The following is a 14,314-nucleotide window of genomic DNA, read 5'->3' as shown; positions in this document are numbered from 1 at the left end:
TTCCCTTGTCCCGGTCACTGGTTACAGTGCGTCGTCGTTCAGCTCGCCGGTGCGAACCCGCAGGGCGCTTTCAACGTCGAGCACAAAGATTTTGCCGTCGCCGATCTTGTCGGTCTTGGCCGTCGTCGCGATTGTCGTGACAACCTGTTCGGCCACGGCATCGGGCACCACGATCTCAAGCTTGACCTTCGGCACAAAGTTCACGGCGTATTCGGCACCGCGATAGATTTCGGTATGTCCCGACTGAGAGCCAAAGCCCTTGATCTCGGACACCATCATCCCGCGCACACCTGCGGCGGTCAGCGCCTCGCGAACCTCCTCCAGCTTGAACGGTTTGATTGTTGCAATGATGAGTTTCACGTGCTGTTCCCTCGTCTTTCTTCACTTGCGACCCGCAGCCCGTTGCCGCGCGGTTGAACAGAGAAAGCGCAGCGCAGGCGCGGGTCACAAGCAATGAGAGGTGGAAAACAGGGTGTGAATCCTGATGAATTGCACAATTTTTGCACAAATTGCACCGTCTGCTTAATTATTCATCAGATCAAAAAGGGTGGCAGATGCGCATCTCGACACGGGACAAGCTGTGCGACAGCGGCTAGTATGCGACAAAACGACAAGAACGATTGAGAAGCAGATGACCGGACAAGGCGGGAAACGCGGGCCACTTGTGGCCGACAAACGTTATTCCAAAAGCACGTCTAAACCCACGCGCAAGGCAGCACCCGCACGTAAGGCCAAGCGCCGCGCGGCCCCGCGCAAGAAGACGGCCAAGCGGGGCTTGATCGGCTGGTTGTTGTTTCCGTTTGTCTGGCTGTTGCGCCTGATCTGGCGGTTGACCTGGCGGCTTGGGCTGGTTGTCAGCGTGCTCGCTGGTCTTGGCGTCTTCTATTACACCACGCAGTTACCCCCCATCGAAGAACTCGTGGACGCTCGGACGCGCGGATCAGTGATTTTGCAAGACCGTGAAGGCGCGCGCTTTGCGTCGCGGGGTGAGTTGTTTGGCGGGATGATCACGGCAAGCACAGTCAGCCCACATTTGCGCAACGCCGTCGTCGCGACCGAGGACAAGCGGTTCTACCAGTTTTGGCACATAGGTGTGGACCCTTACGCAACGGCGGCGGCGATGTACCGCAACTACAGCCAGGGACGGAACCCGCTGTCAGGCGCAGGTGGTTCTTCGATTTCCCAGCAGACCGCGAAGCTTTTATGCAATGGTGTCCCGTTTGATCCAGACAGATGGGAAACCGAGCGCGCTTATGAAACAGATTGTCGCCGCACGACCCTGTGGCGGAAGATCAAGGAAGCGGCCTTTGCAATGGCGCTGGAAGCCAAATTCTCAAAGGACGAGGTGCTGACGATCTATCTGAACCGCGTCTACATGGGCGGCGGCGCGCGCGGCGCCGAAGCAGCAGCGCAGCGGTTTTTCGGCATCTCAGCGCGCGAGGTGAACCCGGCGCAAGGCGCGATGCTGGCAGGTGTAATCCGGTCGCCGTCACGGGATAACCCCCTGTCGAACCTTGAACGCGCTCAAAGACGTGCGGCGACGGTGGTCGGCCTGATGCGCGATCAAGGTTATCTGTCCAACAGTGCCGCTGATGAGGCGCTGGCGAACCCCGCCGTACTGGGCCGCGCAGCTGCGGCCAACGCTGGTGGCTATTTTGCCGATTGGGCCTTGGGCGGAGTTCCGGATTTTCTGACCGATGGCACGACCGAAGACATCATCGTCAAGACAACATTGGATCAGGACATCCAGACCGCCGCAGAAGAGGCGTTGCTGTGGGTCTTTGAAAACAAGGTCAAGGAAGGGTCAGAGGCGCAGGCGGCGATTGTCGTGATGTCGCCCGACGGCGCGGTGCGCGCGATGGTCGGCGGGCGCGATGTGCGTGCCTCTGGCGCGTTCAACCGCGCGACGCAAGCCAACCGGCAAACCGGGTCGGCGTTCAAGCCCTTCATCTATGCCACGGCGCTGGAGCTTGGGTTTTCACCCAACGACACGATCAACGATGAACCGCTGACTATCACAGTGCCGGGGTCTGGCCCGTGGGAGCCGCAGAATTATGACCGCCAGTTCAAGGGGCCTGTAACCCTGACCCAGGCACTGGCCGAAAGCCGCAATATCCCGGCTGTTGTTCTGTCCGAAGAGGTGGGCCGAGAGCTTGTGCGGCAGGTCGCGCAGGGCTTTGGCATCGACAGCGACCTTGCGGCGGGCCCGGCGCTGGCGCTGGGTGTCTCGGAAAGCACGCTGATCGAGATGACGGGCGCTTATGCGGGGTTCCTCAATGGCGGGTCTTCGGTCACGCCTTATGGGCTGACCGATCTGCGGCTTTTGGGCGATGCAGAGCCGCTGATGACCAATGCGGGTGCTGGGATCGGCGAGCGGGTGATCAACGAAAGTGCGGCGCGGCAGTTGAACTGGATGCTGACCCAGGTGGTCGAATACGGCACCGGCACACGGGCGCAGATAGAGGGCTGGCAAATCGCAGGCAAATCCGGCACCACCAATTCGCAGCGCGACGCTTGGTTCATTGGCTATACCGGCGACTACGTGACCGGTGTCTGGATGGGTTACGACGACAACCGCCCGATGTCAGGCGTCACAGGCGGCGGTCTACCCGCTGACATCTGGCGCGAGGCAATGACCCGGATCACAGCGGGCTGGCAGCCCACGGGCCTTCCGATTGAAGCGCCCGCCAGACAATCCGGCGCGGGCATTATCTCGGGCGGGGAAATCGTGGCCGATCAGGAGATCCTGAACGTGCTGGACAATATTCTGGGCGGACTGGGGGAATAGGCGCTATTCGGGCGCTGAACAGGCCTCGTAGGCAAAGGCATATCCGTCCCACAGCATGATAATGCCGTCACCCTCTGCCGGTTTCATCATCATGGCGCGTTCGGTCCAAGCCTGATCCTCGCCAGAGCATTGCATGGTATAAAGCGTCGCGTCCATGTCGATCACGTTCACCGGTCGGGTCATGCGGCACTCGACCTCGACCCCGTAAAAGATGCCTTCACGAATCTCGAGTGCGCCACCATCAACGCCCACCAGACTGCATTCGGCATTGGCCGTTTGTTTGTAAATACCATCGTAAGGTCCAGCGGCGAGAGCACCGGGAACACACGTGGCAATGAAAATGGCCCGAACGGCAGGCAGCAACGACATAACAAACCCCAATCAACTTGCGTTAATCATGTGACCCTACAGGCTAGATTCTCAAATAACATGGATTTGCGCGTGATTGATCCCGCGATTGTCGCTAAACCGGGCACAATAACAGTCAGATAGACCCATCAGGGCAAACGGACGAACAAAGATGGCAGACCACCAGACCAACGAGGGCCGCGCAGAGCTGGCCGCCGCACGCCGCGAAAGCCGCCACCTGTATTGGATGGTCGCCGTTTTCAGCCTTGTGGTGAACCTGCTGATGCTGACCGGGCCGCTTTATATGCTCAACGTCTATGACCGGGTGCTGGGCAGCGGCAGCCTTGAGACGTTGATCGCGCTCTCGGTGCTGGTGGCGTTTCTATATGCAATGATGGGCATTCTGGATTTCGTGCGCAGCCGGGTGATGGCGCGTGTCGGCGCGCGGTTTCAGGCGCGGCTTGATCGGCGGGTCTTTTCGGCGGTTCTGAAGGCCACAACACTCAACCGCGCCCCGCAAGAAGCCGCGACTGGCCTGCGCGATCTTGAGGCGGTGCAGCGGCTGATTACCTCGCCCGCGCTGATGGCGGTGTTTGACCTGCCCTTTGCGCCCTTGTTCTTTCTGGGCATTTTCATTTTCCACCCCCTGATGGGCATTCTGGGATTGGTGGGCGGTGTGATCCTGATCATCATCGCCGTGGCCAACCAGTTGACCACGCGCAAACCGCTGGAGCGGGCCAATGCCGCATCGTTCCAATCGGAATCGCTGGGTGCGCAAATCCGCAACGAAAGCGAGATGGTGCATTCTCTGGGGATGCGCACGGCCGCCTTTGATCGCTGGCAGGTTGCGCGCGGATCGTCACTGGACGCGACCATCGGGGCGGCGGATTCCGCAGGCACGTTCACGTCTCTGACCAAGGCGTTCCGGCTGTTTTTGCAATCTGCGATGCTGGGCTTGGGCGCGTATCTGGTTTTGCAGGGCGAATTGACGCCGGGTGCGATGATCGCGGGTTCGATCCTTCTGGGCCGCGCGCTGGCCCCGATTGAACTGATCGTGGGCCAATGGGCGAATTTTCAGAAGGGCCGCGAAGGCTGGTCCCGGTTGTCCGTGCTGCTGGGCGCAGTCCCAGAGGATACGCCACGCACGGCCTTGCCTCAGCCTGCCGCTCGGCTGGTTGCTGATCAGGTGACGGTTATCCCACCCGGTGAACAGCAGGCCGCACTGCGCATGATATCTTTCGAGGTGCTGCCCGGTCAGGCCGTGGGTGTGATTGGCACATCGGGCGCGGGCAAATCCACATTGGCACGGGCGCTGACGGGGGTGTGGAAGCCTGCTGGCGGCAAGATCAGGTTGGATGGCGCGGCGCTGGATCAATACGACCCCGATGTGCTGGGGCAGCACATCGGCTATTTGCCGCAGCGGGTGCAGTTGTTTGACGGCACGATCAAGGACAACATCGCGCGGATGTCCAAGACCCCCGATGATGCTGCCGTGGTTGAAGCCGCCAAAAAGGCTGCAGCACACGAGATGATCCTGAAGCTGCCGGAAGGCTATGACACCCGTGTCTCGGCCACCGGCGGGCGGTTGTCGGGCGGGCAGATTCAGCGCGTCGGGCTGGCGCGGGCCATGTATGGTAATCCGGTCATTCTGGTGTTGGATGAACCCAATTCGAACCTTGATAACGATGGCTCTGTCGCGCTGAACAATGCCATCAGGATCGCCAAGTCCGAGGGCAAGGCCGTCTTTATCATGGCGCACCGGCCCGCGGCCATTCAGGAATGCGACATGCTGCTGGTTATCGAAAACGGCGCAAAGCGCGCGTTTGGTCCCAAGGACGAGGTGATGCGCGAGGTCGTCAAGAATGCGCAGGCCATCACCGAAAGCGCAGGCAAGGCCGGAGGTGTGTCATGACCGAAGATCACAAGAAACGCTGGTCGGCGACGCGGCCGATGACGCTGGGGCTAATTGCGCTGTTGATCCTTGTGGGCGGCTTTGGCACGTGGTCGGTGATGGCCCAGATCACCGGCGCGGTCATCACATCCGGCCAGATCGAGGTGGACCGCAACAGACAAGTGGTGCAGCACCCGGACGGTGGAGTGGTGTCCGAAATTCTAGTCGATGAAGGCGACACCGTGGCCGAAGGGGCCATGATGATCCGGCTCGATAGTTCGATCCTGACGTCCGAACTGGCGGTGATCGAGGGGCAATTGTACGAAATTCTGGCCCGCACTGCGCGGCTAAAGGCCGAACGCGACGGCGAAGGCACGCTTGATTTCGATGCCATCCTGCAAGAAGGCGGTGAAGACGCGGCGGAATTGATGGATGGGCAGTCGCGGCTGTTTGAGGCGCGCAAGGATTCCATCGCACGCGCCACTGAACAACTGACGCAACAACGCGCCCAGATCGCCAGCCAACTGTCGGGCATTGAGGCGCAGCAGGTCGCCCTGCGGACCCAACGTGACCTGATTGCCGAGGAATTGGCCGATCAGCAGTCCTTGCTGGATCGCGGTCTCGCGCAGGCCAGCCGCGTGCTGGCGTTGCAACGCGAAGAAGCAAGCCTGCTAGGCCGTGTAGGTGAATTGACCGCTGCTGCGGCACAAGCCAGCGAGCGCATGACAGAGATCGAAATTCAGGTTCTTGGCCTGACCACCACACGCCGCGAAGAAGCGATTACCGAATTGCGCGACCTGCAGTACACACAGTTGGAACTGTCGGAACGCCGCCGCACCCTGCGGACACAGCTTGAGCGGCTGGACATTCGCGCGCCGGTGGCGGGCATCGTCTATGGCATGACCGTCTTTGCCCCCAGGTCAGTGATCCGGCCTGCCGATCCAGTGCTTTATATTGTCCCTCAGGATCGCCCGCTGGTGATCGCGACGCAGGTGCAACCCAATGACATCGACCAGATCAATGTAGGTCAGGACGTGACCCTGCGGTTTTCCGCGCTCGATCAACGCCGCACACCGGAACTGAAAGGCACGGTCACGCTGGTGTCGGCAGACGCCTTTCAAGATCAGAACGCGGGCCTGTCCTATTACCGGGCGGAAGTGCAGATGAACGAAGGTGAGATCGAGAAGCTGCCAGAGGGGGCCACGCTCATCCCCGGCATGCCGGTTGAGGCCTTCGTGCGCACCGCGGATCGCAGTCCGATGAATTATCTGCTGAAACCCCTGTCAGACTATTTTGCCAAAGCGTTCCGCGAGTCCTGATTGCACCGCCAGCCCGGGCGGTCTAGCGTCTGCGCACCACAGCAAGGAGAGCGCCATGTCCGCCATCGAATCCCGCCTTTCGGAACTGGGTGTCACCCTGCCGGACGCACCTGCCCCCGCCGCAAACTACGTGCCCTTTGTCGTGACCGGTAACACGGTCTATGTCTCGGGCCAAATCTCGGCCAATGCCGATGGACTGCTAACCGGAAAGCTGGGCGACGGTGTCAGCGTAGAAGACGGGGCAGCGGCGGCCAAGACCTGTGCGATCAGCCTGTTGGCGCAGCTCAAGGCGGCCTGCGGGGGAGATATCGACCGGCTGGTGCGGGTCGTCAAATTGGTGGGCTTTGTCAATTCGACTGCCGACTTCACCGAACAACCCAAGGTCATCAACGGCGCGTCTGATTTTCTGGTCGCAGCCTTGGGCGACAAGGGGCGCCACGCGCGGTCAGCCGTCAGCGCCGCGTCGCTGCCGCTGGGTGTGACGGTCGAAATCGAAGGCATCTTTGAAATCGCATGACCCTTCCCCCTGCCTTTCTGGAACGCCCGATCGCCCATCGCGGCCTGCACGACCGCGCCGCGGGGCGCGTCGAAAACAGTCTGGCCTCGATCAAGGCTGCGGTCGACGCGGGCTATGGCATCGAAATTGATATTCAGGCGTCCCGCGATCTGGTGCCGATGGTGTTTCATGACTACGACCTGTCCCGCCTGACGGCTTTCAAAGGAGCCATCGCACAGCACAAAGCCGAAGAGCTGTGCAAGATTGGCCTGACCGACGATGCCGGGACAATCCCGACATTGAAAGAGGTCATGGAACTTGTTGCCGGGGCCGTGCCGCTGCTGATCGAGGTCAAGGACCAGGATGGCAGCCTTGGCCCGCAAATCGGCGGGTTAAAGCGCGCGATTGCCAAACTGTTGAAAGGCTATGAGGGCGATGTCGCTGTGATGTCGTTCAACCCGCATCACATCGCAGAAATGGCCGGGCTGTTGCCCGATGTACCTCGCGGTCTAGTGACCGATCCCTTCAATGCGCGCGATTGGCCGACCATCCCCGAAGGCACCCGCCGTCGGCTGGCCAGTATTCCCGATTATGACGCCGTGGATGCCTGCTTTGTCAGCCACAATGTGAATGATCTTGCGTCGCCCCGGATTGCCGAACTCAAGGCGCAGGGCGCGCAGGTGTTGTGCTGGACGGTCCGCTCAGCCGAAGTTGAGGCCGCAGCCCGAAAAGTGGCCGACAATATCACGTTTGAGGGATATGCGGCTTGACCGCCGGCGCATCGCGCACAGGTTAGGCGCATGACGGACGCACCCATCGAAGTGTCAGCCCATCCCACGCTGGACGGCATAGCTGCCCGCGACTGGGATGCCTGCGCCTGTCCCGAGGCAGGTGAGGGTCGCGCTATTGATCCGTTCACAACGTATCGCTTTCTCAAGGCGCTTGAGGACAGCGGATCGGTTGGCCCCGGCAGCGGCTGGCAGCCGCGCTATCTGGAAGCAAAGGTTGACGGGCAGGTCATCGCCGTGGCCCCGCTTTATGCCAAGGGGCACAGTCAGGGCGAATATATCTTTGATCACAACTGGGCCCATGCCTATGAAAACGCAGGCGGGCGCTATTACCCGAAATTGCAGATCGCAGTGCCGTTCACGCCCGCCACAGGCCGCAGGTTTCTGACACGTCCGGGGTTCGAAGCAGTGGGCATGGGCGCGCTGGTGCAAGGAGCAGTGCAGATCGCCAGCGACAATGAACTGTCGTCGGTCCACGCGACATTCTGCACCGAGGCAGAGGCGCTGGCGGCGTCAGAGATGGGTCTGTTGCACCGCACAGGGCAGCAGTTTCATTGGGAAAACAACGGCTATGCCGATTTCGAGGGCTTTCTGGCCGATCTGTCCAGCCGCAAGCGCAAGAACCTCCGCAAAGAACGCAGCCAGGCGCAGGGGTTTGGGGGCGAGATCGTGCAACTGACTGGCGACGCCATCCAACCGCAGCACTGGGATGACTTTTGGCAATTTTATCAGGACACCGGCAATCGGAAGTGGGGCACGCCCTATCTGACCCGCGCGTTCTTTGAAGAAGCGCATGCCCATTTGCGCGAAGACATCCTGCTGGTTCTGGCACTGGAAGACGGCGTGCCCGTCGCAGGGGCGCTGAACATGATCGGGCGCGACACGCTTTACGGGCGCTATTGGGGCTGCACCGCGCATCACCCGGCGCTGCATTTTGAGCTGTGTTATTATCAAGCCATCGACTTTGCCATCGCGCAGGGCATGCAGCGGGTCGAGGCGGGCGCGCAAGGCGAACACAAGCTGGCGCGCGGCTATTTGCCCGTGACCACGCATTCGGTGCATTGGTTCGCCGACCCCGGTTTCCGCGATGCCGTCGCGCGCTATCTTGAAGCCGAGCGCGACGCGATTGACCACGAAATCGAGGTGCTCACCAGCTACGGCCCATTTCGCAAGGACAACAGAGAGGAACAACAATGACCGACGCATTGGATGACGCGGGCCGCACGGCCCTGATGGATGCTGGCTGGACCATGGTCGAGGGGCGCGATGCGATCCAAAAAACCTTTGTCTTCAAGAACTTTGTCGAGGCGTTCGGCTTTATGACCCAATCCGCGATCTGGGCGGAAAAGCTGAACCATCACCCCGAATGGTCAAATGTTTACAAGACGGTTGAGGTGGTCTTGACCACACACGACACCGGTGGTTTGAGCGCGCTGGACGCCAAATTGGCAACGAAAATGGACGCGCTGGCCGGATAGATGAACACGTTACTGAATACAGAGATCATCGACGGCAAGTCGATCATGGACCTACTGACGCTCGAATTTCTGGTATCGTTGCTGGGCAATGTGCTGGCCGCGATTGCGATCCTGTTCGTGGGCTTTGTCATTGGTGGATGGCTGAGCCGCAGGGTGCGGGGTTTGGGTGAAAAGCACGATCACCTTGATCCGACGCTCTTTAACTTTCTGGGCAATATCATCCGCTATGTGGTGATCGGCTTTGCATTTTTGTTTGTGCTGAACACCTTTGGCATTCAGACGACATCCATCGTTGCAGTCATCGGTGCGGCAGGTCTTGCGATTGGTCTGGCCTTGCAAGGAACGCTGTCGAATGTGGCAGCGGGTGTGATGATCATCTTCTTCCGCCCGATCAAGCTGGGCGACTTTGTTGCTGTCAACGGCGAGATGGGGACGATCAAGGATATCACACTGAATTTCACCGAACTGGCCAGCATCGACAACGTGCAGATCATCATCCCCAACGCACAGGTCTGGGGCAATACGATCACCAATTATTCGATCTATGACACGCGCCGCGCGGAATGGACATTTGGTGTCGGATACGGCGCAAACCTTGCCACTGCCGAACAGGTTATCCGCGATACGATTATGGCCGATCCGCGCAGTAAAACCGACCCAGAGCCGTTCATTCAGGTCAACAACCTCAATGCCAGCTCTGTCGATTTTCTGGTGCGGGTCTGGTGTGCGCGCAGCGACTATTTTGCCTATCAAGCGGATATGAAACGGCAGGTGAAAGAGGCGCTGGATCAGGCCGGGGTCGACATTCCGTTCCCGACGCGCACCATCGTCAACGTGAACGCCGAATGATCAAAAGGCCGGGATTTACCCCGGCCTTTTCAGTTTCAGATTTGGGCCAGCAGGGTTTCGCCTGCAGAGATCTCGCATTCGCCGGGGTTGCTTTCAGCGTTCAGCACCTTGACCACCCCGTCTTCGGCATAAAGCGCAAAGCGCTTGGACCGATCCACAAAGCCGACGGGTCCGGCTGAAAAGTTCATGCCGATGGCTTTGGTGAAGGCGCTTTCAGCGTCCCCTAGCATGGTGATACCCGCCGCCGCTGCACCCGTGGCATCGGCCCAGGCTTTCATCACGAAGGGGTCGTTGACGGCGATACAGATCACCTCGTCCACGCCTTTGGCGGCAAATTGGTCGCGCGTGCGCATGAAGCTGGGGACATGCGCGGTTGTGCAGGTGCCGGTAAAGGCACCGGGCAAGCCAAAGATCACAACTTTGCGGCCCTTGAGTTTCTCGGCCATTTGCACGGCTTCTGGCCCCTCTGCACCCATGTGCAAGACGGTGGCATCGGGCAGTGTGTCGCCAATGGTGATTGTCATGTCGTGGTTCCTTTTAGACATTTGCATCCATTCCCCGCGAGAATATAGGGTCCGCCAAGACAAGGGAAAGACACCATGCAACATGTCGTCGTCATTGGGGCCGGTCAGGCCGGTGCATCGCTGACAGCCAAGCTGCGCAGCGAAGGGTTTGCGGGCAAGATTACGCTGATCGGTGGCGAGGCTGTACCACCCTACCAGCGCCCGCCACTGTCCAAGGCCTATCTGCTGGGCGAGATGGCCGAAGAGCGTCTGTATTTGCGGCCTGAAAGTTATTATGCCGAGCAAGACATTGATCTGCGGCTCGCGACGCGCGCAGTGGCCATTGATACCGCCAACCGGCAAATCACGCTGAGCGACGACAGCGTTGTGGCTTATGATGCGCTGGCCCTGACCACAGGCGCCCATCCACGCACACTGCCCGCCAGCATTGGTGGGATGCTGGACAATGTGTTCACTGTGCGTGATTTGAAAGATGCCGACGCGATGGCCCCGGCGTTCCGCGATGGCGCGCGGGCGCTGATCATCGGCGGTGGCTATATCGGGCTTGAGGCCGCTGCCGTGGCCGCCAAGCGTGGCGTTCAAGTGACGCTGGTCGAAATGGCGGACCGCATTCTGCAACGTGTCGCAGCGCCTCAAACCTCGGCCTATTTCCGCGCCTTGCATCAAGCACATGGCGTGGACGTCCGCGAAGGCGTTGGCCTGACCCGCCTGATTGGGACTGATGCACTGACCGGGGCAGAACTGTCAGACGGCACGATACTGGACCTCGACTTTGCCATCGTCGGCGTCGGCATTAACCCTGCGGTCACACTGGCAGAGGCGGCTGGTCTGACCATTGACAACGGAATTTCTTGCGATGCGCATAGCCGCACCAGCGATCCGCATATCTGGGCTGCGGGCGATTGTGCGTCCTGCTTGTTTGACGGCACGCGCGTGCGCGTTGAAAGCGTCGGCAACGCGATTGATCAGGCCGAGAATGCTGCGCTGAATATCCTTGGGCGCGCTATCCCTTATCAGCCCAAACCGTGGTTCTGGTCGGATCAATACGACTGCAAACTGCAGATCGCCGGGCTGAACATTGGCTATACCGACGTCGTGGTGCGCAAGGGTGAGGCGGCGGGCAGTCAGAGCCATTGGTATTACAAGGGGGATCAGCTGATCGCCGTGGATGCCATGAACGATCCGCGCAATTACATGGTCGGCAAGCGCCTGATCGAAGGCGGTAGGTCGCCCGCGGCGTCGGTCATTGCCGACCCCGCCACCGATATGAAGGCGCTGTTGCGCGCGTGAGGATCATCGCAGGCACACATCGCGGCACGGCGCTGACGCCTGTGGGCAAAGGCGACGCGGCGGCCCATTTGCGGCCCACAACGGACCGTGTCCGCGAGAGCCTGTTCAACGTTTTGCAGGGTGGACGGTTTCGCGACCCGATCAGCGGCGCGCGTGTGCTTGATCTGTTTGCAGGCACTGGCGCGCTGGGGCTTGAAGCGCTGTCCCGCGGGGCGGCGCATGTGACATTTGTCGACAACGGGCGCGCGGCGCAAAAGCTGATCCACGCCAATATCGCCAAGTTGCGCCGGGCGGATGCGTGCACGGTGTTAAGCGTCATCGCCGATGGCCTGCCACCCGCAGATGCGCCTTGTGATCTGATCTTTCTTGATCCGCCATATGGGCAAGACCTGGGGGCCAAGGCGCTGCTGGCTGCGCGTGGTTGGATCGCCTCGGGCGCGTTGATTGTCTGGGAAGAGGCTTCGCCGCAGTTGGCCCCGAGCGGGTTCGAGATGCTGGATCAGCGCCGCTATGGCGATACCCATATGACTTTCTTAAGGGCAGAAACATGACCCCGAAACTGGTGATTTTTGACTGCGACGGTGTGCTTGTGGACACAGAGCCGGTGACGGATCGCATCCTGTCGGATGAGTTGCAGCAACGCGGATTGGATGTGGCCGCATCGGATGTTCACAAGCTGTTTGCGGGCGGCACGATGCAGGGTGTGATGGACACCGCCATTCAGATGGGTGCCGATTTACCGGGCGACTGGCTGGATCACGTCTATGACCGGGTCTTTGCTGCGCTTCGGGCGGGCGTGCCGGTGATCCCCGGTGTGATCGACCTGCTGGACCTGCTAGAGGCGCGCGGGATCGCTGTTGCTGTCGCCTCGAACGGACCAATGGCCAAGATGGAGATCTCTTTGGGGCCATCGGGCCTGTGGGACCGGCTGCATGGCCGCATCTACAGCCGCGAGCAGCACGAGGCGAAGCCAAAGCCGGGCATGTTGCTGCATGCAATGCGGATTGTCGGCGCGGACCCGGCGCAGACCGTGATGATCGACGACATGCCCGCCGGGTGGTTAGCTGCGCAGGCCGCAAAGGTGCGCGCGCTGGCCTATGTGGCGGATGGCGGGCTGGCGCGGGCCAAGGGCGAAGTCACCGGGTTCACGGACATGGCACAGGTGCCGGGGTTGATCGGGTTGGACTGACAGCGCTAGGCTGATCCCATGACCGATGCCAGCCTGCAGGGCCCCTGGGCCAAACCCAAAGCAGAAACAGAAGCGCTACATCTGCCCGCGCCGGTTGCCTTTGATGCGCCGGTGTTGATTGGCGATTGCACCACGCCTTTGGCGGGCGAGACGCTGTTGTCACTGCTGTGGAAACGTCTGGATGACACAAACGAAGAGGGCCGCGATGAACGCGGCCCCTCCGACAGGTCACTGGTTACGCGGCAAAACAAGCCTACTCGTTAACAAACGTTCCTGCCGTATTCAGATGGGCGGCCACGGCGGTCTGCGCACGTTCAACCAATGCGGCACCGTCAAAGCCCTTGGCGTCCATCTCGGCAATCCATTCGGCAGTGACCTCTGCCCCCAGCGCCTTCATGGCGTCCGTTTGGTCTGCGCTGATTTCGGCAATGGCATTGCCATCCGCGGCCATCGCCTCGCGGCCGACCACGTCGCCCAGATCATGGGCACGCCCAGCCCAGCGGCTGGCCATCATGCCGGAATTGGCATCAATCACCGCCTTGAGGTTATCAGGCAGCGCGGCATAGCTGTCCTTGTTCATCGCCCAGATGAAATAGAGGTTATACAGCGCGCGATCGCCTGCCACATCCGTGTGACTATCCGTCAATTCGTTCAGCTTCAGCGAGGGCGACATTTCCCATGTGATGACACCACCGTCCACGACACCTTTTGACAGCGCCTCTGGAAAGGCGGGCACGGGCATGCCCACGGGGTTGGCACCAAGTTTGTCCAGCAGCAAAGTCGCCGGGCGCGATGGGCCGCGCAGGTTCAGACCGGCGAAATCTGCAACCTCTGCAATCGGATCGCCCTTTTTGTGCACGATGCCGGGGCCGTGCATGTGGGCGGCGATCAAGTGGATGTCAGCAAAATCATCCATCAGATAGTCTTGCGTAAATTCCCACGCGGCAGCGGATGCTTCTTCGCCGGATTTGGTCGTCAGGAACGGCAGTTCCATCGCCTCGGCCTCGGGGAAGCGGTTGGGCTGATAGGCCGGGATTACCCAGCCGCCGTCAATCACGCCGTCAGCGATCAGGTCGTATTGGCTGGGCGCGGCACCGCCCAATTGCATGAAGGGATAAAGTTCAACCTTGATGCGGCCATTTGATTGTTCTTCGATCGCATCGGCCCAGGGCTGCATGAAATATGTCGGGTTGGCGCTGGCAGGCGAGACGAAGTGCTGAAAGCGCAACGTAACCTCTTGCGCGGCAAGCGGCGCTGCGGACAAAGCGAGGGTGGCCGCAAGGACGGCCGAAAAACGGGTCTGCATAGGGTGCATCCTTTGATGTCGTGGTATTGGGAGTGGCGTCACCGCTAG

The 14,314-nt window shown here is 60.5% G+C and carries 16 protein-coding genes; 12 read left to right on the top strand and 4 right to left on the bottom strand.

What is annotated here, in order from left to right; all coding sequences use genetic code 11:
- Positions 1-21: 21 nt before the first annotated feature.
- A complete protein-coding gene (locus AB3Y40_RS17645; RefSeq protein ID WP_369440186.1) occupies positions 22-360 on the bottom strand; it encodes a P-II family nitrogen regulator in 339 nt (112 codons plus the stop codon).
- A 271-nt stretch (positions 361-631) separates the two neighbouring features.
- Here AB3Y40_RS17645 and AB3Y40_RS17640 point away from each other — a divergent pair, with 271 nt between their 5' ends.
- The gene (locus tag AB3Y40_RS17640) at positions 632-2,788 is read left to right on the top strand and encodes a transglycosylase domain-containing protein (protein ID WP_369440185.1); all 2,157 of its coding nucleotides are present in this window, start codon (positions 632-634) and stop codon (positions 2,786-2,788) included.
- 3 nt (positions 2,789-2,791) lie between these two features.
- Here AB3Y40_RS17640 and AB3Y40_RS17635 read toward each other — a convergent pair whose 3' ends face one another.
- Complete coding sequence (locus AB3Y40_RS17635; protein WP_369440184.1) at positions 2,792-3,157, bottom strand: hypothetical protein; 366 nt, start codon at positions 3,155-3,157, stop codon at positions 2,792-2,794.
- A gap of 151 nt (positions 3,158-3,308) precedes the next feature.
- Between AB3Y40_RS17635 and AB3Y40_RS17630 the strand changes: the two genes are divergently transcribed.
- The 7 genes from AB3Y40_RS17630 to AB3Y40_RS17600 are packed head-to-tail and all read left to right on the top strand — an operon-like array spanning position 3,309 to position 9,957.
- Positions 3,309-5,048: a type I secretion system permease/ATPase gene (locus AB3Y40_RS17630; protein WP_369440183.1), complete on the top strand. Its 1,740-nt coding sequence runs from the start codon at positions 3,309-3,311 to the stop codon at positions 5,046-5,048.
- Entirely contained in the window at positions 5,045-6,346 is a 1,302-nt protein-coding gene (locus AB3Y40_RS17625; RefSeq protein WP_369440182.1) for an HlyD family type I secretion periplasmic adaptor subunit, read from the top strand. The genes AB3Y40_RS17630 and AB3Y40_RS17625 overlap by 4 nt, the downstream gene beginning before the upstream one ends.
- A gap of 55 nt (positions 6,347-6,401) precedes the next feature.
- Positions 6,402-6,863, top strand: coding sequence for a RidA family protein (locus tag AB3Y40_RS17620; protein ID WP_369440181.1), 462 nt, complete (start codon positions 6,402-6,404; stop codon positions 6,861-6,863).
- A complete protein-coding gene (locus tag AB3Y40_RS17615; protein WP_369440180.1) occupies positions 6,860-7,612 on the top strand; it encodes a glycerophosphodiester phosphodiesterase family protein in 753 nt (250 codons plus the stop codon). The genes AB3Y40_RS17620 and AB3Y40_RS17615 overlap by 4 nt, the downstream gene beginning before the upstream one ends.
- A 30-nt stretch (positions 7,613-7,642) precedes the next feature.
- Positions 7,643-8,827, top strand: coding sequence for a GNAT family N-acetyltransferase (locus tag AB3Y40_RS17610; protein WP_369440179.1), 1,185 nt, complete (start codon positions 7,643-7,645; stop codon positions 8,825-8,827).
- Positions 8,824-9,108, top strand: a complete 285-nt coding sequence (locus AB3Y40_RS17605; RefSeq protein ID WP_369440178.1) for a 4a-hydroxytetrahydrobiopterin dehydratase — start codon at positions 8,824-8,826, stop codon at positions 9,106-9,108. The genes AB3Y40_RS17610 and AB3Y40_RS17605 overlap by 4 nt, the downstream gene beginning before the upstream one ends.
- A complete protein-coding gene (locus AB3Y40_RS17600; protein ID WP_369440177.1) occupies positions 9,109-9,957 on the top strand; it encodes a mechanosensitive ion channel family protein in 849 nt (282 codons plus the stop codon).
- Positions 9,958-9,992: 35 nt separating this feature from the next.
- Here the strand turns inward: AB3Y40_RS17600 and AB3Y40_RS17595 are convergent, their stop codons facing one another.
- Entirely contained in the window at positions 9,993-10,481 is a 489-nt protein-coding gene (locus AB3Y40_RS17595) for a peroxiredoxin (protein ID WP_369440176.1), read from the bottom strand.
- 75 nt (positions 10,482-10,556) lie between these two features.
- Between AB3Y40_RS17595 and AB3Y40_RS17590 the strand changes: the two genes are divergently transcribed.
- Genes AB3Y40_RS17590 through AB3Y40_RS17575 form a run of 4 tightly spaced genes read left to right on the top strand, consistent with a single transcriptional unit; the run spans position 10,557 to position 13,224 of the window.
- Entirely contained in the window at positions 10,557-11,771 is a 1,215-nt protein-coding gene (locus tag AB3Y40_RS17590; protein WP_369440175.1) for an NAD(P)/FAD-dependent oxidoreductase, read from the top strand.
- A complete protein-coding gene (gene rsmD, locus AB3Y40_RS17585) occupies positions 11,768-12,322 on the top strand; it encodes a 16S rRNA (guanine(966)-N(2))-methyltransferase RsmD (RefSeq protein ID WP_369440174.1) in 555 nt (184 codons plus the stop codon). Before AB3Y40_RS17590 ends, rsmD begins: the two co-directional genes overlap by 4 nt.
- Positions 12,319-12,960: an HAD family hydrolase gene (locus tag AB3Y40_RS17580; RefSeq protein WP_369440173.1), complete on the top strand. Its 642-nt coding sequence runs from the start codon at positions 12,319-12,321 to the stop codon at positions 12,958-12,960. The genes rsmD and AB3Y40_RS17580 overlap by 4 nt, the downstream gene beginning before the upstream one ends.
- A gap of 18 nt (positions 12,961-12,978) precedes the next feature.
- Positions 12,979-13,224, top strand: a complete 246-nt coding sequence (locus AB3Y40_RS17575) for a hypothetical protein (protein WP_369440172.1) — start codon at positions 12,979-12,981, stop codon at positions 13,222-13,224.
- Here AB3Y40_RS17575 and AB3Y40_RS17570 read toward each other — a convergent pair.
- Positions 13,214-14,266, bottom strand: a complete 1,053-nt coding sequence (locus AB3Y40_RS17570; RefSeq protein WP_369440171.1) for a TRAP transporter substrate-binding protein — start codon at positions 14,264-14,266, stop codon at positions 13,214-13,216. The two genes, AB3Y40_RS17575 and AB3Y40_RS17570, sit on opposite strands and share 11 nt — an antisense overlap.
- Between the last annotated feature and the right edge of the window lie 48 nt (positions 14,267-14,314).

Origin of the sequence: Yoonia sp. R2331, from assembly GCF_041103235.1 — a bacterium.
Classification (GTDB): domain Bacteria; phylum Pseudomonadota; class Alphaproteobacteria; order Rhodobacterales; family Rhodobacteraceae; genus CANMYO01.
This window is presented reverse-complemented; position numbering and strand designations above follow the sequence as displayed.

Excerpts from the sequence above, each read along its gene's own strand:
- AB3Y40_RS17640 (WP_369440185.1), top strand. The coding sequence starts at position 632 with ATGACCGGACAAGGCGGGAAACGCGGGCCACTTGTGGCCGACAAACGT.
- AB3Y40_RS17635 (WP_369440184.1), bottom strand. The coding sequence starts at position 3,157 with ATGTCGTTGCTGCCTGCCGTTCGGGCCATTTTCATTGCCACGTGTGTT.
- AB3Y40_RS17630 (WP_369440183.1), top strand. The coding sequence starts at position 3,309 with ATGGCAGACCACCAGACCAACGAGGGCCGCGCAGAGCTGGCCGCCGCA.
- AB3Y40_RS17625 (WP_369440182.1), top strand. The coding sequence starts at position 5,045 with ATGACCGAAGATCACAAGAAACGCTGGTCGGCGACGCGGCCGATGACG.
- AB3Y40_RS17620 (WP_369440181.1), top strand. The coding sequence starts at position 6,402 with ATGTCCGCCATCGAATCCCGCCTTTCGGAACTGGGTGTCACCCTGCCG.
- AB3Y40_RS17615 (WP_369440180.1), top strand. The coding sequence starts at position 6,860 with ATGACCCTTCCCCCTGCCTTTCTGGAACGCCCGATCGCCCATCGCGGC.
- AB3Y40_RS17610 (WP_369440179.1), top strand. The coding sequence starts at position 7,643 with ATGACGGACGCACCCATCGAAGTGTCAGCCCATCCCACGCTGGACGGC.
- AB3Y40_RS17605 (WP_369440178.1), top strand. The coding sequence starts at position 8,824 with ATGACCGACGCATTGGATGACGCGGGCCGCACGGCCCTGATGGATGCT.
- AB3Y40_RS17600 (WP_369440177.1), top strand. The coding sequence starts at position 9,109 with ATGAACACGTTACTGAATACAGAGATCATCGACGGCAAGTCGATCATG.
- AB3Y40_RS17595 (WP_369440176.1), bottom strand. The coding sequence starts at position 10,481 with ATGACAATCACCATTGGCGACACACTGCCCGATGCCACCGTCTTGCAC.
- AB3Y40_RS17590 (WP_369440175.1), top strand. The coding sequence starts at position 10,557 with ATGCAACATGTCGTCGTCATTGGGGCCGGTCAGGCCGGTGCATCGCTG.
- AB3Y40_RS17580 (WP_369440173.1), top strand. The coding sequence starts at position 12,319 with ATGACCCCGAAACTGGTGATTTTTGACTGCGACGGTGTGCTTGTGGAC.
- AB3Y40_RS17575 (WP_369440172.1), top strand. The coding sequence starts at position 12,979 with ATGACCGATGCCAGCCTGCAGGGCCCCTGGGCCAAACCCAAAGCAGAA.
- AB3Y40_RS17570 (WP_369440171.1), bottom strand. The coding sequence starts at position 14,266 with ATGCAGACCCGTTTTTCGGCCGTCCTTGCGGCCACCCTCGCTTTGTCC.